This is a genomic window from Mucilaginibacter panaciglaebae (assembly GCF_039539265.1).
GTDB lineage: Bacteria > Bacteroidota > Bacteroidia > Sphingobacteriales > Sphingobacteriaceae > Mucilaginibacter > Mucilaginibacter panaciglaebae.
In genome coordinates this window covers 107,149-129,618 of record NZ_BAABCV010000001.1, presented here as the reverse complement: position 1 = coordinate 129,618, position 22,470 = coordinate 107,149, and the positions used below count along the sequence as shown (strand labels likewise).

Sequence of the window (22,470 nt, the reverse complement as noted above, 5' to 3'; positions counted from 1 at the left end):
TATGACCCCGAAACCCACAGTCGCCTAAATTAAGGCGACAGGAAAAGTTAGAAACGATCGATTCCACAACACTTGACTCGGCTAATTTATTGACTTAATTAAATAATATTGAAAATCAGATTACACAAATCGGTGCTTTAAATCCCACGGAATCGTTTGGTCAAGCCTTGCGGAATCTCCGGTGTTACACCTAAATATATTAACAAGACAAAGTTAAAATCCGCATATACTTAGACTGTGCAATAATTTGAGCTCGGTTTTTCACGCAATTAAAAAAAGGTCCTAAATCAACCATCCCAGTTACCAATGTAATCTAATAAACTCTGTGCTCCATTACGTGGATGTAGTGAAAAAGGTCCTATATGTTTTTTAGGTAATGAACCAACACGAAGTATGCGATTCCACTTAGATGGAGCACCGTAAATTTCTTTATATTTAACTGGGTTATCGATAACAAACAACTTTTCTAAAAGCTTGAAATCAGTGAACAATGCTTCAACAATTTTTCGATTATGCTGATCCATTGGTGCAGTGTCAAACATGTAACCGCGATCCTGCAGAAATTCGTGATACTCCCAAGTCAATGATTTACCTTCGAACGCTTTAATGCCTTCGATCTTATCTTTAAAAGTATCAGTTAAAATTGGCGTCAAAATCACTACCTCTTTGATGCTTTGCCAATTTTTGATAAACGTTTCTTTTTCGGTCCAATTTCCAAACTCAAAATATCGTTCTTCGTTGCCTGTTTTTGCTTCGTAATATTTTTCCGGGGATGTGTATTTTTTTAAATAATGTGCGATTGCCTTAGTCGCCTGATCTCCGGTAATCGTCATATCTACGACTAGAACCAAAGTCTTAGATGAACAATCCATCCTAAACAATTGGTTAACCTGTTGTTCGAAATCGACTTCGCGATCGTTAAAATAACGATTCATAATTCGCTGTAAACCGTTCTCGTCACGGCCAGGATGTTTCAATGGAAACAAAATGTGACCGTTTGACAGATGGTGTAGCATGCTATCTTTGAAAAATTTCAAATTGACTTGATCCAATGCATGATGTAGGGAAAGCGACTCCAAAATCGCTCGGTAAGCTTTTTGTAAATCATATCCATTCTGATCAAGAAAAGTTTTCCAGGCACTTCCGGCAATACTGTTAGGATTGAAGATGGTTAGCCAGTTGACAACGCGCTCCTGAATATTAACCGTAGCACTATAGTGGTCACGTAATTTTGATTCCAAGAGCTCGACTTTCGGACCTTCATAAATGCCTTTGGCGATTTTATAAGTATCATCCTCCGGAAATAATTTCCGGACGGTTGAAATTCCGGTGTCTAAAATATCTTTCCTATGTCGTATCCGTTCCATAGCTTTTGACAACTCAAAGTCAACGATATATATATAATTATTTTCATCTCTGGTGTAGACAAAAACAATAGCGGATGATGATTTTAACCCGATTTCCTCAGCAGTTCGTTCGTAAAAACCGATTGGTTCACGTTCAAACAATAACAGATTCCCATTTGCAGTCTGGGCATTAATTTGGATTACGGATTCAAATTGTTGCGTTACCGCGGAAATGGTCCTTTTGGCGGTAAGTTTTGCTAAACGCAGATCTGCTAATCCAAAGCTTAGTTCGGAAGAAATGAAATCATTCAGTGCTAAACGCTCCTCATCAACTAAAACAGACAGGCTATCACCCATTTGCGTAACCTGCCCCTGAAAGGTCACTAAAGCCATTTTAATCGTTTCAAACAAAGCGTCTAAAGTACTATCATCGGGAATAGTTCTTTCAGTCACGGAAAACAACAAGTCTTTCGCGATATCTTCTGGGTTTGAAAACTGCTCGAAATGTACATGCAGAAATTTGTAAATATCACTATTGCCGTTTCCTTGAGTGAGTAATGATTGCCATACGGCCAAAGACCATGAATATTGAAAATCATAAGCAGATGCTAGTTGTTGACCATCCACAACCTTTAGAAATTGCTCTAAGAAACTAATTTTATGATCAACTCCCTTATTGAGCATCACCGCTTTGGGATAAAACCTCTCATTCAATTCACTTATCGAAAAATTAAATTGGTGATCATTGTCAGTCAGCAACTTTATCTGACCATGTTTTAAGTTTAAAAGAAACTCTGCATTTTCCCAAAAACTGGCACGGTCATTATTTTGATTAACTCCCTTTGCCGAAACCCTTTGCGGCCACAGGGAATAAAACGGTAATGTTGGAAATCCCTTACTCAAATAAGGTTTTAGGTAATAGACGGGATAAGCTTTGTGGAAAGTGGACCTGAAATCTTCAGCACTTTTCACCAACAAGGCCAGCTTCTTTAAGCAATCCAAAAAATTCAGCGTCGGGTTTATAAAAGGCAAAACAGCGCTCTGTTTGATTACCGCTTCGCTACTGCCGTTTGACTCCAGAACATCCAAATAATTAAACAATTCTATTTCTAAATTCCCGCCGACCTGTTTGACAAAAAAGTCACCATCCTTTTCCAAAACGATCAAACCGTTCAATGCGAGATTTTTAATACAGATGTGATCATCGATAGGATACAACTTAACATTCGGATCATTAAGCCAATTGCCAAAAATCGTCTTATCTTCAATAAAGGCGGCGATATCAGCACTGAATTCAGTAAGTTGTTCCCGTTCTGAGAATAACAGCATCAATAAAATATTTTGAAATTGCGTCAGGAATCCATTTGGGCAAATGTGTTTATTGAGTAAGGACCCTTCTTTATTCGCCAGCAACATTGAGTAGGCACTTCTGGAAAAATCAGTAGCATTGTAGTTAACAGCCCGGTTTAACCAATCAAAACTAATTTTTTCGGTTAATTTAATCGATTTGGATCTTGCTAAGATATTTTCCCAGGATGCCTGCAAAGCAGCGGCATCCCCGTTATCGAATAATGTAAAAAAGCATAGACTATAATAATAGGCAAAAAGTGTTGGCTCTTCACCTACTATTTCATCGAATTGTTCGCCCTCACTCCATTCACTAAATCGTGTGATAACATAGCCAGCCATTAACTTAGCCAAATTCTCAGTTAATGGATGCTGATCAATGATCTTATGCAATTCATGTACAAATTCCTTTTTATTTTTGTCTCCCAGTAACTCTACAAGGTAAGGGTAGTCGTCTTCGTTATACTCAATTTCAGGAGTTCCCATCGCGGAATGGATCAGTGATTTAGGTAAGGTTTGTAAAAATCCGGCGGCCGTCGCCAGATTATATTTTCTGGCAATCGTCAGGACCAAAGCCTGATCGGCTCTACTTAGGTCGGCACGCTGGCTTACGGCTAAAATAAGATTGGCTGTTTCGTCAAGTTGGCGCCCGTCCAATGTTTCGAATAAAAGTAGCGTGTTAAGATAGTGTCCAAGAGATAAACCACTCAATCGCTCTTGTTCCAGACCGATCGACCAAAAGGTTTCCGGTTGAGTATTAACTAAATCCGTATAGAACATCATATATAGTGTACCACGGGCATTGTTAGTAAACGGCAGATACTTGATGAGTTTCTTTTTGACGAAGTTCAGACGCTTGTCATTTGAGAACTGAAAATAAAAGAAACGTATATTATCCTTCAACCCGAATTTTACATCATTGGTCAAACTATCCAGCCTAGCCAATGCTTCCTGTATCTCCTGCTCCGACAGTAACGCTTTGTTTTTGTTAGCTTTACTGATCATGTACTTCGCATCGTCCTGGAATTTTTGAAATTTCCCTGATTTATTATAATCGTCTACATTCTGAATTTCGGTTTTTGCAGCGTTTAGTTCCAAGTTATTGATACTAGCCCATTTACTCAACTCTTTTAGAATATGCTTTGCCTTATATTCGTCTTCAACGAAAATGAAAATATCATCAACAAAGCGGTAATAGTACTCTCTTCTTTTGTCCTTGATCAGTTCCGTTTCGATTAATTTATCCATTCCAAGCAAATAGAGCTCCGCCAAATATCTGGCATAAGCCGGGCCTTGGGGAACCCCGTGTTTCTGATTGCCAGTAGTGCGTTTTGACAACTCAATTAAATAACCGACAGCATTGCGGTAACGATTCTTTTCTTCCTGCGAAACGTCGCGAAGTTTATCTGCGACACGTTCCGGTACTTCCTCATACAATTTAATCTGCAGGCGCTGCAAATCAATACGGTCATAAAAACTCCTGATATCTATTTTGATCAGGTAATAATTAGCGAATTCAATGTTATTGAGGATGTGACTTATTCGTTTGGAGAACTGGTACCAGTTAACAAACCAATTACCAAATATATTACCGTTTTGAAAGCCTTGTGCAAGACGATAACCGAATGAGTTATCTGTGATTTCTGTGTAAAAAAGATCATTAAGGACCGACAAAATGTATGTTGATGCAATATTATTGACGTGGTCAAGGCTGTGCAGTATTCGCACTTTATCGTTTTCATTGCGCTTAAACAAGAAAGAATCGAAATAGTCCGGGAACTTGCCTTGATAGATATCGGCGATAGCCTGGCGGGCATCATCATAAGATGCATTCTCCAGCTTTTTCATCAAATTGTAAAGCGGGATTTCGTCGTTAGCTAGTGCATATTTTAATAACGCAGATTTAATGTTGTGAAAAGTGCCCTCATCCAATTCCGATACGGAGAATGGCGGAGCCGGGATAATATCTACCCGGTCAATCAATTCAACTGGTGATTGCAGAGAGGTACATTTGCAATGTGAGCATCGACCTAGCTGACTACAAGAAACGGGATATAGCGAACGTAATGATTTTAATTTATCTTCCGTGACGCCGCGTTTGTAATCATTTATCCGCGAGAATAACTCGACCAGTAATTTATATCCATATTCATGATCATTAGTAGTTTGCAATCGTCCCAGCAATCCGACTAATAACATGCGATCTTTACCGGAAAGGCCTTTTTGGTAATCCGTTAACATCACCCGTATATGATCGCATTGTTTCATGGCGGATAACACCTGATCAAGTTCCATCCCCTCGGGTGTGGGTAGCTGCACCTTATTTGTACGAATGAATTTGGATAACTGAGGACCAATTTCTGAATCATACGCCTTTATAAGATGGGCAACTTGCTCATATTTTATTGGCAGGAATGCTTGCAACAACTCCAACTGCTTTTCCAGGATCGTATCAGTTGCTGAGCTTGGCCAAAATTCGGTCTTTACAGGAAAGGTAGCGATATCGTCGATGAAATACGAAATTTTGCCAGAGACCTTATTTTGTGAGAGCGGCAATTTCACTCCAAAACCGACCATCTTGGTATTTCGGCTGATGCCTGCTGTTTTTGGAAATATGTCAGCAAGGATTCCTTCAGGCAGGGTAATTTTGGAAATTATAAATTTGACTAATTTATAGCCAACTTCTTTTGTCTGATAATCCTCAAAAATAAGCCAAATATGAAAACCTCGTCGGCCTGAAAACTCAATGAGACATGGTATTCCATTTTGATTTAGAAATTCATAAACCATTTGGGCGGCCGTCTTCACAGCTTCCAAATATTCCTGACTTAGTCCGTTTTCTTCAAGTGCGCTATGAGAAATGTCAAGATCGATGCAAGCCCACTTTATAAACGCTGTATTGACGGAGTGCAACTCCTGATAAACAAGTAGACTTTTAGCATGTAAAAGCATATCGTCTATCGTAACAACACTTATCTTCTCCCACAACAATTTATAGTTTCCTCCAGGCTGTTGTCGCCCATACTTATTGTCATCGACAACAAACAAGTCAAAGAGCTTTTGTGATATCAGTTTTATAGGCGGGTCGTTATACATTTCCGTTGTTACAGCATCAAATATAATTATCTATTGCCGAATACGACGATATTTTGTGTGAGGTATTCAAGCAACAATTGATAGAATAGCAGCAAAGTCAGTATCAAGAGAAAATGCTTTGGCAATGGGTTATCCAATTAAAACAGTCGAAACATTTATATTTATGAATTTATCACAAAAAATATTGAAAATGAATTCCTTAAAAATCTTTTTTTTATCCCTATTTTTGATAAGCATTGACAGCAAATTAAAAGCCACCAAGTGCGCAATAGTTCCTTAGAAGTTTCAGAAAATGCCCTAAATCACACCCTCGTCTATATGGTGTAATTAAAGTATTTGATAATCAATAATTTAGAACGTTGCGGATGCATCCTGCCATCCCGACTAAAGCGATACCTGAAGTATCAAAACCCTGTAAATGAGCCATTTACAGGGTTTTTTATTTAATCTCTCTCAAACATACTTCTCGCTTATGTGAACAAAAACTAAACGGATTTATATTTAGATTTTGGTCATAAATTACATAGCATGTTGGTTTTCAGGTATTTGTGTTGTTATTTAAACTGGAAACAACACATTTTAGATCATAGCAATGGAAAACAATTACTGATTTTGATTGTATTAATGTCGGCATTTTGCGATTGCCTTTATTTTTTACCTGATACTTTATGAATTCAATTCTTAAACGAAATAATGTCAATGTCATCGGAACGGGCGATGAGGTTATGTTATTTGCACATGGCTTTGGCTGCGATCAAAGGTCATGGCAATTTGTTGTTGACGCTTTTACTGATGATTACCGGGTTGTGCTGTTTGATTATGTAGGCTCGGGTGAATCCGATCTTACGCAGTATAGTTCCGCAAAATATGGCGAGCTCGATGGTTATGCACAGGATATACTCGATGTCTGTGAGGCATTATCTTTACGGGAGGTTATCTTTGTAGGTCATTCTGTTAGCTCAATGATCGGGATGCTTGCCGCAATCAAAGAACCTCAATATTTCAAGAAACTTATCTTTATCGGGCCGTCACCCCGTTATTTGAACGATCAAGATTACACAGGCGGTTTCGAACGTGCAGACCTGGAAAGCCTATTTGAATTTATGGATAGCAATTATCTGGGATGGTCAAGCACTATGGCTCCGGTAATTATGGGTAATTCAGACCGCCCCGAATTAGGAGAATTTCTAACCAATAGTTTTTGCTCAACAGATCCTGAGGTGGCGAAAGAATTTGCAAGAGTTACTTTTTTCTCAGATAATCGCGAGGACCTGTCCAAACTAGAGATTGAAAGCCTTACGCTACAATGTAATGATGATGTGATAGCACCGGTTAGTGTGGGAGAATTTGTTCAGGAGCATACGCCTCATAACCAGTTGGTGCTGCTTGAAGCCACAGGGCATTGTCCACATATCAGCGAACCTGAACAAACCATAAAAGCCATCAAAACCTATTTGAGAGGTACTAATGGCTGATGAATTAAATAGCAAATTTATAGCTGAAGCCATGAATTCTGAGCGCCTGTATCATCAGGCGCCATGTGGTTACATCACCTTTACGGTTGACGGCACTATCATTAAAATCAACGATACGCTGCTGAAATGGCTGGGCTATGCGGCCGAAGAAGTTGTAGGCCAAAAAAAGTTTGGCGACCTGCTGTCTAAAGGCGGCCAAATCCACTATGAGATGTTTTTCAGGCCCTTACTGGGTGTCAGTGGCGGCGCTAAAGAGCTGGCTTATGAATTACAGACTAAAAGCGGCCACCTCTTTCATGTACTGTTTGGAGCAATCGCCATTAAAGACGAATCCGGGCAGGTGTTAGCCATTAACGGCATTCTTACAGACAACACGGACCGTAAGCGCTACGAGCAGGAACTATTGAATGCACGTAGACGAGCGGAAAACGAAAAGCAACGATTAGCTGGGTTTTTTATGCAAATGCCTGCAGGTGTATGTATTCTTGATGGCCCGTCCTTGACTTTTGAGTTGGTTAACCCCTTGTATCAGCAATTGTTTCCCGGCCGGAAATTGTTGGGCAAAGCCCTTCTTGAAGCTTTGCCGGAAATTGAGGGGCAGGAGATCTGGGGTATTCTGATGAATGTTTATGATACAGGAAATCCGTTTGAAGGAAAAGAGTTGTTGGTCCCCCTCAGACGAACTGCGGACGGGCCGATTGAAGATCGTTACTTTAATTTTATTTACCGGGCACGTATCAACGAAAATGATCAGGTAGATGGCATATTGGTCTTCGTAATCGAGGTGACAGAAATGGTGCTCGCCCGCGAACACATCCAGCAAAAAGAACAAAGCTTGCGTACATTAGTAATGAGTGCACATTATGCGCTCATGATCCTGCGAGGGCCTGATTTCATCGTTGAAATTGCCAATCAGCAGATTGCAACTTTATGGAACAAGTCACTCAAGGAAATAAATGACCGTAAGCTATTGGATATTCTTCCTGAGCTGCATGACCAACCATTTCCGGCGTTGTTGCGGAAAGCGATGGAAACCGGCGAGCCTTACGGCCAGGAGGAAGAATTATTACGCTTGAACATTCATGGGGAAGTTATATCGAAATACGTTAGTTTTTATTATGACCCTATTTTTGATGCAGAAGGAAGCGTTTCAGGAATCATTGTTGCTGCAGCTGATGTTACAGCTCAGGTGAAAGCACGCGAGGAACTGGAGAATAGTTACAACGGACAACAGGCACTGAACGAAGAACTAGCCTCAATTAATGAAGAACTGGCTACAACGAATGAGGAGTTGACGGAGACGCAGGTAAGCCTGCAGCAAATGATCGCCAACTTTGAACAAAGCGAGAACCGGCTGAAAAGTTTGGTAGAAAGCGCCCCTTTTCCGATAGGCGTATATGTCGGTCCCGAAATGCGGATCATGCTCGCAAATCAAACCATCATTGATGTGTGGGGAAAAGGTAACGATGTGGTGGGCAATTCTTATAAAGAGTTATTACCCGAATTGAGCCACCAGGAAATATTTTCTCAGTTGGACCGGGTGTACAATACCGGCGAACCATTTCACGCCCGCAACCAAAGGGTTGATCTTTGGGTTGACGACAAATATCAAACCTATTACTTTAACTACAGCTTTACCCCTTTGTTCGACACCAACGGCCAGGTTTATGGGGTAATGAACACGGCTGCCGACGTAACCGATTTAAATATAGCCAAGCTGACGGTTGAGCGGAACGAAAAGAACCTCAATGACATGATCCTGCAGGCCCCCGTAGCCATGTGCATATTGATAGGGCCCGAACATACCATTAAGGTAGCAAATAAACTGATGGTTGAATTGTGGGGTAAACCGGTTGCTAAGGTGTTGAACCGCCCGATATTTGAAGCTTTGCCAGACGCTCGCCATCAGGGACTGGAACAGGTCATGGCGGATGTTTATCAAACCGGTGTTGCCTTTACAACCAACGAAATGCCTGTCACGCTCTTACGTAACGGTAAACAGGAAGTAGTATATCAAAATTTTGTTTATGAACCATTCAGAAATTCGGAGGGTAGCATCGTCGGCATCATTGCTATAACCATTGATGTAACTGAACAGGTTATTGCCCGGCAAAAGATCGAACAAAGCGAAAAAGAACTAAAGGTTATCAAAGACCAGTTAGAAAAAGAGTTGGAAGTAGGAAAGCAGGTGCAACGTCAAAAAGATGGATTTATCGGCATGGCCAGCCATGAGCTCAAAACGCCACTGACATCCTTAACCGCGATCATACAAGTAGCCAACCTGAAATTAAGAAATTCTGAAGACCCTTTTCTGGCGGGCGCTATGTCCAAAGCCACCATCCAGGTAAAACGAATGACTGCAATGATCAACGGCTTCCTGAATATTTCCAGGTTGGAATCCGGTAAAATGCAAATTGATAAGAAAACTTTTACCATGGATGAACTTATCCAGGAAATGATCGATGAAGTGCAACTCACCACCAGCGATCATAAGATCCGGGTTGATTCCTGCCCACGGATAAATGTTTTTGCCGATCGTGACAAGATCGGGGCTGTTTTGTCAAATTTCCTCGGCAACGCCGTGAAATACTCTCCTAAAGGTACTAACATCAATGTCTCTTGCGTATTGCTCGATGGTTTAGTATCTGTAAGCGTAAGGGATGAAGGGATGGGTATACAGCAAGAAGACCTGGAAAAGATATTTGATCGTTACTACAGGGTAGAATCCTCTGAAACCCTCCATATAGCCGGGTTTGGCATCGGCTTGTATGTTAGTGCTGAAATTATTAAGCAGCATAACGGCAAGATCTGGGTGGAAAGTGATTTTGGTAAAGGCAGTACTTTTTATTTTGCGCTGCCTGTAGAGAACTGAAAGCGAATGTTTCTTTTGGATATTTATAGACCTGAGAAAAATGGCTAACAATGGTTCTCGGCTCTCAGCGGCAAACGGAAATAAAAGGCATGGCCCTTCCGTTTGCAAGCCGAAAATGTTGCATTAACGCCTGACCCTGTTAACATTAAAAGCCACCAGGTATTGGTATACCGGCTCCGGTGCGAAACGGTCTAACGGCGTTGCTACCCGCTCCTTGATCACCTGGTTCAGTTGCGCCTTCACCAAGGTAAAAGTAGCACTTAGCAGTTCAGGCAACACGCTTGTGGATACGGTAGGATAATACTGTTTCTCGAACGCTTTTTTTTCGTCAGCGGTAGCCATTTGTACTTCCCAATGTTCGTCAGATTTAAATCCGTTTTCCAGAGCGGTGTTACCCAGGTCATAAATATATTCGCTGGCTTTGTATTTGGCTGTTTGTTTATCGTTATTCATTATTATTTTTTTGATGTTTAACTATGTTCTTTTACTAACCCGGTAATCGTAGTGGATCTTACCTTTGCTGTGCGGTATCTTGATCAGTGTTTTTTACTTTTGTTGATGATCTTGTAGATATCCAGTCTTCGATCCTTCAGGTTTCTGACCGCCCCGAAATTATGCAGTTCCTTGAGCAGATCCACGTCCACATCGGCAATGAGTGTAGTTTCCGCGTTTGGCGTTGCCTCGGCCTTGATGCCGTTGCTTGGAAAGGAAAAATCAGAAGGGGTAAAGACCGCCGACTGCGCATATTGGATATCCATGTTGTGTACTTTGGGCAGATTGCCTACGCTGCCCGCAATAGCCACATAGCACTCATTTTCAATTGCACGTGCCTGGGCGCAGCTTCTTACGCGGGTATAACCGTTTTGGGTATCGGTCATAAATGGCACGAATAGGATCTGCATACCCTGCTCTGCCAACAGGCGCGGCAGTTCAGGGAATTCCACATCATAACAGATCAAAATGCCGATCTTTCCGCAGTCCGTATCATAGGTCGCGATCTGGTCGCCGCCCACCATGCCCCAGGCACTTTGTTCGGCTGGCGTTAAATGCACCTTCCTGTACATTTCATAAGAACCGTCCCGGCGGCAGAGGTAACCGACATTTTGCAGCACCCCGTTTTCAAGGTAAGGCATACTGCCGGTAATAATATTGATATTGTAACTCATCGCATATTCCATGAATTTATCGCGCAGCGGTACTGTGAAATTGGCGATCTCCCGCATGGCCTGGGCCCCCCCCATGTGATTATAGGCGGTCATCAGCGGGGCATTGAACAGCTCCGGGAACAGCACAAAGTCACTTTGGTAATCGCTGATAACATCTACAAAGAATTCAATTTGCTCACATAGTGATTCCATACTGGGAAAAGGCCGCATTTGCCATTGTACAAGGCCTAACCGAATAATTGATTTTTTGGAGTTGATGTGGGCAGTTTCCTCGTTGTAGTAGATATTGTTCCATTCCAGCAGCGATGCGTATTCGAGCGATTGTGTATCGCCGGGTAAATAGCCTTTTAATATCTTGCGGACGTGGAAATCATTGGCGAGTTGAAAGGACAACGTAGGATCGTGTATTTCCTTACCTTTCACCTTTTCCAGATAGGCTTTTGGTGTCAATTGATCTGCATAGTCTTTATATTTAGGGATACGCCCACCGGCGATGATCGCCCGCAGGTTGTGCCGCTCACAGATCTCTTTACGCGCATCATATAGCCTTCTGCCTATCCGCATACCCCGGTATTCGGGATGTACGAAGAAATCAATGCCATACAATACGTCTCCCTTTTCGTCATGGGTTGAAAAGCTATAATTCCCGGTGATCTGTGCGTAAGTGTGATTATCGCCAAACTGATCATAATTCACGATCAATGAAAGTGCGCAGCCCGCTATGGCGCCATTGACCAGTATGCAGATCTGACCTTCTGGAAATAGTTCCACTAATTTATTGATATGGCTTTCGCCCCAAAAAGATGCACCTTCCCATTCGGAGTAAGCTTCCATCATGGACGATTTTAAGCCCAGGTAATCGTCTTTGGTCAGCGTACGTAGTTCGATTTTAAGATCTTCGTTTTTGAGGTGTTTTTCCATGTTTAATAATTAATTGGCTTTTGCGACTTTGACAGCTACCGGACCTTTTTGGCCAGGCTCTACTTCGAAGGTGACTTTGTCGTTCTCTTTGATGGCGAAAGTAACCGCATTAATATGGACAAAAATACTTTCCTGGGTCTGCATGTCTTTGATAAAACCGAAACCCTTGGATTCATTAAAAAAGGTTACCGTGCCCTTTCTTATGATTTCAACTTCCACCTCTTCTTGTTTCGGTGTGCCAATCTGTATGTCTTGTGCCAGTACTTTTTTCCGGTTACCGGGCTCCTGTGGCACTGAGGTAATGTTACCGTTTGCGTCTACATAGGCCATCATCTGGTCTAAACTTTGTCCTTTAACAGCATTCGTTTTGCGGTCCACAGACCTTTCCTTTTTATCCTGTTGTTTTTTGAGCTTTTTCTTTTCGCGCTCTTTTTTACTAAATGTTTCGGTGGATCTACCCATATTTTATTTTAAGTGTAACAAAAAAAGCATCCTCCGGGTAGGAGAATGCTTCACAATGGTAATATAGTGTATTAAGCTAATTTTACGTTTACTGCATTTGGTCCTTTACGGCCTTCTTCCACGTCATAATTAACAACGCTGTTCTCGCGAATGTTGTCGATCAGACCGGTTGAATGAACAAAGATCTCGCCACCACCATTGTCTGGTGTGATAAATCCGAAACCTTTTGTCTCATTAAAAAATTTTACTGTTCCTTGTTGCATTATATATTGTTATTAATAAGTCTGCAAGGTAGGCATTAATATTGATATATTTTTCCCTCCAGTAAAAATATTTAATATTTATTTAAATCAGCAGGGGGCTCGGGTACTTAAGCGGCTTCGTTAGTTCAACCCGCATGCTCCAGGCTCGGGTGGTTCTGCTAATAACGTACAAATTAGTACCATAGTGCGCAAAAAAAAATATACTTCAAATGCTGATTTTTTACCGGTCTCGGTAACTATTTTTGAAAAAAAGCAACTTTTATCGGCGAAATAGGCATGGAGTTTAACCCAAACAATATTGTTATTCAGCTTTGCATGCAAGGCATGGGCATGGAGCAACAAGGCAAACCTGAAGAAGCAGCCGGCGTTTTTCTTCAAGCCTGGAACCAGGCAACAAATGACTTTGAAAAATTTATTGCAGCCTATTATGTGGCGCGGCATCAAAAGGATCTGTCTCATAAATTAAATTGGTATCAAACAGCTTTGCAGTTTGCTTTGCAAGTTAACAATGATGCGGTAAAGGGAGCCTTTCATGCTCTGTATTCAAATATTGCCCAATGCTATGAAAAACTGGGCGACACTGACAACGCCAAAATAAGTCATGATCTGGCTATTTCGTTCTCAGGCCTGCCGGCAGACAAAGGCCCCTTTTATCACGGTACAAAAGCAGATCTGCAGGTTGGCGATTTGTTAACTGCCGGGCGCATTTCTAATTACAAGGCAGAGCTCGTCATGAACCATATTTATTTCACTGCCCTGGTTAACGGAGCCGGACTTGCCGCTGAGTTAGCCAGGGGCGATGGACGTGAACGTGTTTATATAGTTGAACCGACTGGAAGCTTTGAAAACGATCCGAACGTTACGGACAAGAAGTTTCCGGGCAATCCAACCCGATCCTATCGAACTCAGGAGCCCTTAAAGATTATTGGTGAAGTGACAGAGTGGTTAAGACAAACACCCGAACAATTACAACGGTGGCGTGTAAGATTAGCCGTTAATAAGGGAAAGATCATTAATTAGAAAACGAATAACGCAGGAAGTGAAGGTACTCACCTCGTAATGCCCCAAACTCACTATGCATCCTTTTTTGTAATTTATTAGCAAGTATGCGTTTTATTGCTTTGATTTGTGCAATCGATTACCAATAAACCAAAAATGAGATATAAACTGTTAATGGCGTGCTTTTTAGCACTGGTTACTCTATGTGCGTACGCGCAGAACAAACACAGCAAATCGACATTGTACCCTTCATATAAAGGACTGATTATGGCGGGTTATCAGGGCTGGTTCAGGGCTGCCGGCGATGGCAGTAACCAGCGCAGCTATGTATACGGTAACGAAAATAGCTCGGGCATTGATATGTGGCCTGATGTGACGGATTATGAAAAGACCTACGACACGCCATTTAAATTAGCCAATGGTCAAACCGCCAAATTTTTTAGTTCGGCAGATAAAAGTACTGTTGATTTACATTTTAAATGGATGCAGCAGTACGGTGTAGATGGAGTATTTATTCAGCGCTTTTTCAACAATGCTAAAAAAGCAAATCATACACCTAACGGCACGGTGGTAATCAGGAATGCTTTCGAGGCCGCCTCTAAATATAAACGTGCTGTAGCTGTTATGTACGATCTTTCGGGATTATCCGCATCTGGCGAAGACTGTTCTACTATTATTGAGGACTGGAAATATCTGGTAGATGAGCTGAAAGTAACCAATCAGGACGGCGCCAAAACATACCTGCATGAAAATGGTAAGCCCGTAGTAGCTATATGGGGCGTCGGTTTTCCTGACCGGCCTTATAATATCCGAAATATAGGTTTAGGGCGATTAATCGATTTTTTGAAAAATGATCCGGTTTATGGTGGTTGTGCGGTGATGCTGGGTGTGCCGAATTCATGGCGTACATTGCGCGCCGACTGCCTGCCTGATCCATACCTGCATGATATTATAAAACAATGTGATATGGTATTACCCTGGAGTGTACAGCGTTATTCGCCTTTATTGCATAATGACATGGATAGGTATCGTGACGATGTGATTGACGACATCAAATGGTGCCGCGAAAATAACATCGAATATGTACCTTGTGTTTATCCGGGTTTTAGCTGGCACAACCTGAGCCGTCGCGAGTTTCCGGATGATATTAAACCTGTAGGCTCTATCCCGCGCGAGGGCGGCCGTTTTTACTGGCAGATGCTGTCGACAGCTATGAAAGCCGGTGCGCAGATGCTCTATGTAGCAATGTTTGATGAAATTAACGAAGGAACTGCTATATTTAAGGTAACGGATAATCCGCCGGTGACAGCGCCGGGTTCCCAAACGTCGTTTGTAAACCTTGATGGCAAACCATCCGATTTGTACTTGAAGTTAACCGGCGAGGCCGCGAAAATATTGCGCAAAGAAAAGCCCCTGGTTTTCAAAACCCCTCAGTTTGACACCAAATAAAACCAATAGATTATGAACTTAAAAATGAATTTTAAAAGTGCTTTGAATGTTATTGGCCTGCTGGCTGTCTGTATTTTGTTTAATGCCGGTATAGCATTAGCCAAACCTAAACCAAAGATTTTAGTGTTTAGCAAAACCAGGGGTTTTCACCACTCGTCTATAGCTGTGGGTAACACGGCGATCATTAAATTAGGTGACGAAAATAACTTTGATGTAGATACCACGACTGACGCTGCGAAGTTTACATTAGATAATCTGAAGCAATATTCGGCCATTGTGTTTTTGAGTACGACAGGCATGAGCAATCAGCTGTTTACCGGGGATCAAAAAGCGGCCTTAATGAAATATATGGAACAAGGTGGCGGCTATATGGGCATTCATGCAGCTACGGATTGCTGTTATGACTGGCCATGGTATGGTAAAATGTCCGGCGCTTATTTTAAGGGGCACCCGGCTCAGCAAGAAGCCGTGATACAGGTGGTTGATCCTAATACCGTTGCCACCAGTTTTTTACCTAAAGAATGGAAACGAAAAGACGAATGGTATTCCTTTAAAGATATGGCGACCGACCTGCATGTGATTTTAAAGATCGACGAAAGCAGCTACCAGCAACCTGGCTTGCAGATGGGCGACCACCCAATGGCCTGGTATCATAACTATGACGGCGGCCGTGCATTCTATACCGAGCTGGGCCATACTGACGAATCATATGCAGATCCGCTTTATTTGAAACACATACTTGGCGGCATTCAATATGCCATGGGGGTGAAAAAGATTAATAAGTAAGTTATAAAGGCAGGTTGTTTTCAACCTGCCTTTATATGATATGCGGTAGAGCGCAATCCGTTGCAGAAAAGTGATCCAGAAAATGACTTATAAGTCATAAAACCTGATCCAAAGTGATCCAAATTTTAGAGCAAAAATCATTAACTAATTTATTTTCAAATAGTTAAATTTTTGAAATGATCCAAATGATCCAGGTGATACACATTCATCCGTGGATCACCGGCAGCCGACTGTATTACATAAAATGCAAAACATTGGGTATCTGCCCTATTCATATTTACCAGGATCAGCATTAATAGCCGACGGCGGCGAATCCTCAACTTTAGTACCCCACGCTTTATTTGGGCGATCGCCCATTTGCAAAACCAGCGTACCACCGTTGATCAGGTCTTTGTGTGTAAACCACGGCTTATTCAGCATCTTGCCGTTTAAGGTGGCTTTTTGAATATAAACGTTGGTTTTAGAATTGTTAATCGCTTTGATAGTAAATACCTTACCCGACGGCAATTTAATACTCACCTGGCTAAAGCTTGGGCTGCCGATGTTATAAATAGGGATACCCGGCGTAACCGGGAAAAATCCCATCATCGATAAAACTACGAATGCAGTAGTGCCGCCGCCGTCTTCATCGCCTGGAATGCCAAATACATTATCCGGATACCAGGTATCCATCAGCATGCGGATGCGTTTCTGGGTTTTCCATGGAGCGCCCAGGTAATTGTACAGGTAGGGGATATGATAACTGGGCTCGTTACCCATCACAAATTGCCCAACTAATCCCGAAGCATCCGGCTGGTTTAACCAAAAAAGGAACTTAGGCAAACCCAGGTCTTCTCTAAACAATTGATCCAGTTTAGCTTCCGCTTTTGCACGGCCGCCCATTTTTTCAAACAAGCCTTTTAAATCATGTTTTGGCGTCCAGTTATAGGTGTATGAGTTGTTTTCGGTGACATATTCGCGCCCCAACAATTTGGTATTGTACGGATAAATCCAGTTGCCCTGTTTATCTTTGGGCCACACAAAGCCTTCCTTTTCGTTATAAACATTAGCATAATTACCGGCACGTTTTAAAAACAAAGCCTTATCCTGCGGGTAGCCTGCAGGCGCGGCCAGTTGAGCAATCTCCCAGTCGCAAATACTCCATTCCAAAGTGATTGAAACACCCTCATTGCCGCGGCCTTCCCACCATTTGTCCATATCAACGCCGTCTTTACTGCCACGTTCTTCGGGGTGTGTTGAGTACAGATAGCCATGCGTATTATAAAATGAGTCGATAGCCATCGCCGGGCCGTTTCGCCACGGAAGCAAGGTGCCCTGTAATGAGTTCTTCTTTAAGCCTTCGTAAGCAGTTTTTACGTCAAAACGCAATCCTTTATTCCAGGCATCTGCCATCCAAGAAGCTGCGTGGTTACCGGTCATGGCCGGCCAATCACCGGTGGCCAGCGCAAAGGCCGGCATCCAGCCGCTTTGCTTATACATAGTGATGTAGGAATTGATCTTTTGCGTTTCCTTTTCGGGGTCGAGAATGGTATGCAGAGGCTCGTCGGCTATGTACATGTCCCAAATCCAGTTATCAACAAAAAATGGTTCTTTGCTTTGATGTACCTGATGGTCATAAGCACTGTAATACTCACCATATTCATTAATGTCAACCATTCGCTCGTAAGTGCGGTACAATGCAGTATAAAAGGTTCGTTTTTTTGCCGGGGTGCCACCTTGCACGCTAATCTGACTTAACTTTTGGTTCCAGACAGCTTTCGCCTTATCTCTTATGGTATTAAAATTCCAATTCGGGATCTCCGTATAAAGATTAAATTTAGCATGCTCAACGCTGATGTATGAAATAGCGTATTTGAACTTGACCACTTTACTTTCAAACTTTGCCAGCAAGTGCTTTTTCTCTTTATCATTTTGATAGATGGTTTTGCTGATATCCTGATCGGTCTCCGCATAAAAATAAACCTTAAGGCCTGATATTTCTTCAGTTCCGGTTATCACGCGTTTACCCTGTTGCTCAACTATACCCGAGGCGCCATTTAAACCTATCCGCAGGTAACTATTATCGCCGTCCTGAAAGTCGGTTTGAAAGAAGCCGCTTTTAGCTGAGGGGGTAAACGCTACTGTAATTCCGTTATCTTCTTCGTCAGCCTGGTAATAATAAGGTGTTGACTTTTCTGTGGCGATGGTAAAACGCTTGCCCCAAAAACTATCATCAGCCTTACCTTTTAAGGGCAAAAAGGAAAAAGCGTACTCGGTGCGATGCGATACCACGCAGAGCGGAAAGAAGGTGATCTGGTCGTCCAATTGATCCTGTTTCATCGGGAACGTCCGCAGCATAGAATTTGGCAGATGCACAGTTTGTCTTGTTGGCTGCAATACAATGCCCGAGCCGCCAATGGCGGGGTCGACATAGTCTAACGGGGATAATGCAGTTATTTTCTTTTGCTGCGCGATGACGCTTATCGATGCTAATAAAATGGCAGATGCTATAAATAAGTGCTTCCTCATGGCCTTACCATTTATTGTTTAAGTAAAGGTCATTGCCATTGCTTGGTGGAGCATCATCCGGAGCAGCGCCCCAGCTTTTATTGGGGCGATCACCCATTTTAAAGTTGATAGTGGCGCCGTTAACCAGGTCGGTATGCGTAAACCAGGGTTTGTTCAAAGTTATACCATTCAGCGTAGCGCTTTGGATATACTTATTGTCTGCCGAACTGCCCGCTGCATTAATAGTAAATACTTTGCCATTAGGTAAGTTAATAGTCACCTTTGTAAACACCGGGCTGCCAATATTATAAACTGGGATGCCTGCAGTTACCGGGAAAAATCCCATCATCGAAAATACTACAAATGAGGTCATGCCGCCGCCGTCCTCATCGCCGGGAATGCCAAACAGGTTATCCGTATACCAGGTATTCAAAAGCATGCGAATGCGTTTCTGCGTTTTCCATGGTGCCCCCATGTAGTTATATAAATAAGGGATATGGAAGCTTGGTTCATTACCCATTACAAATTGGCCCACCAGGCCGGAAGCGTCAGGCTGGGTTTTCCAGAAGATGAATTTAGCAGTGCCCAAGTCTTCACGAAACAGTTGATCCAGTTTAGCCTCAGCTTGCTTGGTACCGCCCATCAGGTTAAACAAACCTTTAAAGTCGTGCTTAACCACCCAGTTGTAGGTGTAGGCATTGTTCTCCGTAAAGAACTCACGACCGGCAGACTTCGGGTCCATATCTATCCATTTGCCATCTTTATCCTTGGCCCACATAAAACCTTTGTCTTTCCTGAAGACGTTCTGATAGTTTTTTGATCTGGCCATAAAAAGTTTCTCGTCGGCGGGTTTATTCAACTCGGCAGCCAGGCGACTAATATTCCAATCGCTGTAACTGTTTTCTAAGGTCACAGAAACAGCCTGGCGTTTTTCCCAAACTTTCTCTACCTGTGGTACAGTCTCCGGTTCGCCATAGTGTAAGCCGGGCATGTAGCCATGTTTATTATAAAAAGAATCAAGTACAGTTGCCGGGCCATTGTTCCAGGGCAGGAGCGTGGCTTCAAGCGAATTTTTGCGCAAACCTGCGTATGCGCTCTTTAAATCAAAATTACGCAGCCCCTTAAACCAGGCATCTGCCATCCACGACGCAGCGTGATTGCCGGTCATAGCCGGCCAGTCGCCAAAAATTAATGCAAAAGACGGCATCCAATCACTTTGCTGATACATGGTGATGTAGGAATTGATCTTATCCTGCTCTTTAGCCGGATCAAGTATCATATGCAGCGGGCCGAGCGCAATGTAAGTGTCCCAGATCCAATTATCTATAAAGAAAGGCTTATTACTTTGATGCACGGCATGGTCATAAGCGCTGTAATATTTTCCATGCTCATTAATGTCAACCATCCGCTCATAGCAGCGGTAAAGTGAGGTGTAGAAAACACGTTTTTGTGCCAGGGTACCGCCTTCAACATTTATTTGCGACATTACTTTGTTCCACGCGTTATAAGCGGTAGCCTTTACTTTATTAAAGTCCCAACCGGGTATTTCGGCATGTAAGTTCTCCTTAGCTTGTTCAACGCTAATGTAGGAGATAGCGTATTTAAAACTGATATTCTTTGGCGCTTTTATGAGTACATTTTTTGTTTTATTAACCGTTTCAGACAGGTCACCATTGGCCTCAGCATAAAAATAGGCCTTCATCCCATGGAAAACTTCGGTGCCTGTAAGTGTGCGCTTGTCAGCCAAAGTAATTTGACCGTCCTCATTCAGAATACCCAGTCGCAAATAATTGTCTGTATTGTTTTTAAAAGCGATTTTGAAAAAGCCGCTTTTTTCTGATGGCGTGAATTCCAGCAGGTTTCCTTCATCACTCAATTCTGATTTATAATAGTAGGGGGTTAGTACCTCATAGTTATACACCTGTTTCTTATTCCAGAGTGTATTTGTATTAGCGCCGCTAATCGGCATAAAGCTAAATAGAGAAACTACGCGATGCGATGCAATGGTCAATGGAAAGTATGATATTTGGTCGTCTAAAGCGTCTTTCCGTACCGGAAAAACTCTGATCAACTGATTGGGTAGTTGTATAGTAGGGCGGGTGGGCTCTAATATTAAGCCGACACCTCCAATTGACGGGTCAATATAGCTCAGGTTAGATTTTTTTTGCTGCGCTATTGCATCGGTACATAGCAATAATAAACAGGCAAAAACTACTTTAAAGTTTTTCATCTGGTAAATTGTATTTTAGGATAATTGGTAAAAAGCTTTATAGCCCAACGGACTTTATCAAAGGCTAAGTCCGCGATAAATATAGAGAAATTATTTTATCTTGTATATACAACTTAAAATTGATAGTTTTAATCGGGGATATTTAAATGTAATTAAAATTTAATAATCCCGTAGCTTAACTAACAGTATTATGTTGTCTTTTATATAGCAGGTTGTAATACTATTTGTAGGTAATTTTTAGAATTTATAAATTAAAATGCCAATATTGTATTGAAATTGGCTATTTAATGAGAGTTTTCTATCGGTCATTGTTCTTTCTTTGTACTAACATTATAAACCAATATTATAATCCTTATTTAATGATGAAAAAGTTACTTTTTATCCTGGCTGCCGTTGCGGTAGCATTTAACTGCCATGCCCAGCAAGGCGAAAAATTTAATGGCTTAGATATGAATCTGAGCAATTTGTCAAAAGTATCCGATGCGCAATCGCGCTCTATAAGCCCTGAGAATTTTACAGGCGAAAAAGGTAAGGGCGGCATGGCCGATCCGGTAAAAGATAAAGGCAAACGTAACGTGGCAAATGCTTCAAATGCTGCGCGCGAATTAGGTCAGGGTTGGAAAGTTAATCCTTACATCATTATTAATCCCGGAGAAACTATCACCATAGCCGAAATGGAAGGCCCGGGCGCCATACAGCATATCTGGATGACTCCAACCGGTAATTGGCGCTTATCTATCCTTCGCGTTTATTGGGATGATGAAACCACCCCTTCAATCGAAGCTCCGGTAGGTGCGTTCTTTGGTATGGGATGGAATGCTTATGCACCTATTAACTCATTGCCGGTTACAGTGAATCCGGGTAGCGCATTTAACTGCTACTGGAAAATGCCTTTCCGCAAAAAATGCCGTATCACTATGGAAAACATGGATGATCGCGCTATGAGCCTTTATTACCAGGTAGATTATACTTTAACAAAAGTTGCCGATAATGAAGCTTATTTCCACGCGCAATTCAGAAAATCAACCCCTAATGATCATTCAGTTTACACCATTGTAGATGGTGTTAAAGGTAAAGGCCAGTATGTAGGTGTTTACATGGGTGTTGATGTAAATAATAATGGCTGGTGGGGCGAAGGCGAGATCAAATTTTACTTGGATGGCGACTCAAAATTTGCAACCATAGTAGGTACAGGTACTGAAGACTATTTCTGTGGATCATATGATTTTGATACCCGTAAGCGTAACGCAGCGGGAGGTGAAGACGTGGCATACACCGAATTCTCGACAGCTTATACCGGTTTACCACAAGTTATAAGGGGCGATGGTCACTATTCGATCAGACAGCGCTTTGGTTTATACAGATGGCATATCCAGGATCCTATCCGTTTTGATAAAGATCTAAAAGTTACTATTCAGGATCTGGGCTGGAAATCTGGCGGAAGATATTTAGCGCAACATTCTGATATTATCTCTGTAGCGTTTTGGTATCAACAAGGTCCGAATGGAACTTATCCAAAACTACCATCAAAAGACGAGTTAGAGATCAACTAATTAACTGAAATTAATCTG

The 22,470-nt window shown here is 42.0% G+C and carries 13 protein-coding genes; 6 read left to right on the top strand and 7 right to left on the bottom strand.

Annotation, left to right across the window (positions count from 1 at the left end):
• Positions 1–287 precede the first annotated feature (287 nt).
• Positions 288–5,789 carry a reverse transcriptase domain-containing protein gene (locus ABD772_RS00560; RefSeq protein ID WP_345100259.1) on the bottom strand — a complete coding sequence of 1,834 codons (5,502 nt, stop codon included), beginning with the start codon at positions 5,787–5,789 and terminating at the stop codon, positions 288–290.
• A gap of 668 nt (positions 5,790–6,457) precedes the next feature.
• Between ABD772_RS00560 and ABD772_RS00555 the strand changes: the two genes are divergently transcribed.
• Together ABD772_RS00555 and ABD772_RS00550 are read left to right on the top strand one after the other, a co-directional pair.
• Complete coding sequence (locus ABD772_RS00555; protein WP_345100257.1) at positions 6,458–7,264, top strand: alpha/beta fold hydrolase; 807 nt, start codon at positions 6,458–6,460, stop codon at positions 7,262–7,264.
• Positions 7,257–10,136, top strand: a complete 2,880-nt coding sequence (locus ABD772_RS00550; RefSeq protein WP_345100255.1) for a PAS domain-containing protein — start codon at positions 7,257–7,259, stop codon at positions 10,134–10,136. The genes ABD772_RS00555 and ABD772_RS00550 overlap by 8 nt, the downstream gene beginning before the upstream one ends.
• Positions 10,137–10,259: 123 nt before the next feature.
• On the opposite strand, the gene ABD772_RS00545 is transcribed toward ABD772_RS00550, so the two are convergent.
• The 4 genes from ABD772_RS00545 to ABD772_RS00530 all read right to left on the bottom strand — a co-directional run bounded on the left by ABD772_RS00545 (position 10,260) and on the right by ABD772_RS00530 (position 12,948).
• A complete protein-coding gene (locus ABD772_RS00545; protein ID WP_345100253.1) occupies positions 10,260–10,589 on the bottom strand; it encodes a hypothetical protein in 330 nt (109 codons plus the stop codon).
• Between the two features lie 83 nt (positions 10,590–10,672).
• Entirely contained in the window at positions 10,673–12,223 is a 1,551-nt protein-coding gene (locus ABD772_RS00540) for a GNAT family N-acetyltransferase (protein WP_345100251.1), read from the bottom strand.
• 9 nt (positions 12,224–12,232) lie between these two features.
• Entirely contained in the window at positions 12,233–12,685 is a 453-nt protein-coding gene (locus ABD772_RS00535) for a cold-shock protein (protein WP_345100248.1), read from the bottom strand.
• 71 nt (positions 12,686–12,756) lie between these two features.
• Entirely contained in the window at positions 12,757–12,948 is a 192-nt protein-coding gene (locus tag ABD772_RS00530) for a cold-shock protein (protein WP_345100246.1), read from the bottom strand.
• A gap of 594 nt (positions 12,949–13,542) precedes the next feature.
• Between ABD772_RS00530 and arr the strand changes: the two genes are divergently transcribed.
• The 3 genes from arr (at position 13,543) to ABD772_RS00515 (ending at position 16,182) form a co-directional block, all read left to right on the top strand.
• The gene (arr, locus tag ABD772_RS00525; protein ID WP_345100815.1) at positions 13,543–13,968 is read left to right on the top strand and encodes an NAD(+)--rifampin ADP-ribosyltransferase; all 426 of its coding nucleotides are present in this window, start codon (positions 13,543–13,545) and stop codon (positions 13,966–13,968) included.
• A gap of 135 nt (positions 13,969–14,103) precedes the next feature.
• The gene (locus tag ABD772_RS00520) at positions 14,104–15,396 is read left to right on the top strand and encodes a glycoside hydrolase family 99 protein (RefSeq protein ID WP_345100244.1); all 1,293 of its coding nucleotides are present in this window, start codon (positions 14,104–14,106) and stop codon (positions 15,394–15,396) included.
• 24 nt (positions 15,397–15,420) lie between these two features.
• The gene (locus ABD772_RS00515) at positions 15,421–16,182 is read left to right on the top strand and encodes a ThuA domain-containing protein (protein ID WP_345100242.1); all 762 of its coding nucleotides are present in this window, start codon (positions 15,421–15,423) and stop codon (positions 16,180–16,182) included.
• A 267-nt stretch (positions 16,183–16,449) separates the two neighbouring features.
• On the opposite strand, the gene ABD772_RS00510 is transcribed toward ABD772_RS00515, so the two are convergent.
• Positions 16,450–18,690, bottom strand: coding sequence for a GH92 family glycosyl hydrolase (locus tag ABD772_RS00510; RefSeq protein WP_345100240.1), 2,241 nt, complete (start codon positions 18,688–18,690; stop codon positions 16,450–16,452).
• Positions 18,691–18,694: 4 nt separating this feature from the next.
• Positions 18,695–20,899: a GH92 family glycosyl hydrolase gene (locus tag ABD772_RS00505; protein ID WP_345100238.1), complete on the bottom strand. Its 2,205-nt coding sequence runs from the start codon at positions 20,897–20,899 to the stop codon at positions 18,695–18,697.
• Between the two features lie 359 nt (positions 20,900–21,258).
• On the opposite strand from ABD772_RS00505, the gene ABD772_RS00500 reads away from it, so the two are divergent.
• On the top strand, positions 21,259–22,452 hold the full coding sequence (locus ABD772_RS00500) for a glycoside hydrolase family 172 protein (RefSeq protein WP_345100236.1): 1,194 nt from the start codon (positions 21,259–21,261) through the stop codon (positions 22,450–22,452).
• Positions 22,453–22,470 lie beyond the last annotated feature (18 nt).

Excerpts from the sequence above, each read along its gene's own strand:
- ABD772_RS00560 (WP_345100259.1), bottom strand. The coding sequence starts at position 5,789 with ATGTATAACGACCCGCCTATAAAACTGATATCACAAAAGCTCTTTGAC.
- ABD772_RS00555 (WP_345100257.1), top strand. The coding sequence starts at position 6,458 with ATGAATTCAATTCTTAAACGAAATAATGTCAATGTCATCGGAACGGGC.
- ABD772_RS00550 (WP_345100255.1), top strand. The coding sequence starts at position 7,257 with ATGGCTGATGAATTAAATAGCAAATTTATAGCTGAAGCCATGAATTCT.
- ABD772_RS00545 (WP_345100253.1), bottom strand. The coding sequence starts at position 10,589 with ATGAATAACGATAAACAAACAGCCAAATACAAAGCCAGCGAATATATT.
- ABD772_RS00540 (WP_345100251.1), bottom strand. The coding sequence starts at position 12,223 with ATGGAAAAACACCTCAAAAACGAAGATCTTAAAATCGAACTACGTACG.
- ABD772_RS00535 (WP_345100248.1), bottom strand. The coding sequence starts at position 12,685 with ATGGGTAGATCCACCGAAACATTTAGTAAAAAAGAGCGCGAAAAGAAA.
- ABD772_RS00530 (WP_345100246.1), bottom strand. The coding sequence starts at position 12,948 with ATGCAACAAGGAACAGTAAAATTTTTTAATGAGACAAAAGGTTTCGGA.
- ABD772_RS00520 (WP_345100244.1), top strand. The coding sequence starts at position 14,104 with ATGAGATATAAACTGTTAATGGCGTGCTTTTTAGCACTGGTTACTCTA.
- ABD772_RS00515 (WP_345100242.1), top strand. The coding sequence starts at position 15,421 with ATGAATTTTAAAAGTGCTTTGAATGTTATTGGCCTGCTGGCTGTCTGT.
- ABD772_RS00510 (WP_345100240.1), bottom strand. The coding sequence starts at position 18,690 with ATGAGGAAGCACTTATTTATAGCATCTGCCATTTTATTAGCATCGATA.
- ABD772_RS00505 (WP_345100238.1), bottom strand. The coding sequence starts at position 20,899 with ATGAAAAACTTTAAAGTAGTTTTTGCCTGTTTATTATTGCTATGTACC.
- ABD772_RS00500 (WP_345100236.1), top strand. The coding sequence starts at position 21,259 with ATGATGAAAAAGTTACTTTTTATCCTGGCTGCCGTTGCGGTAGCATTT.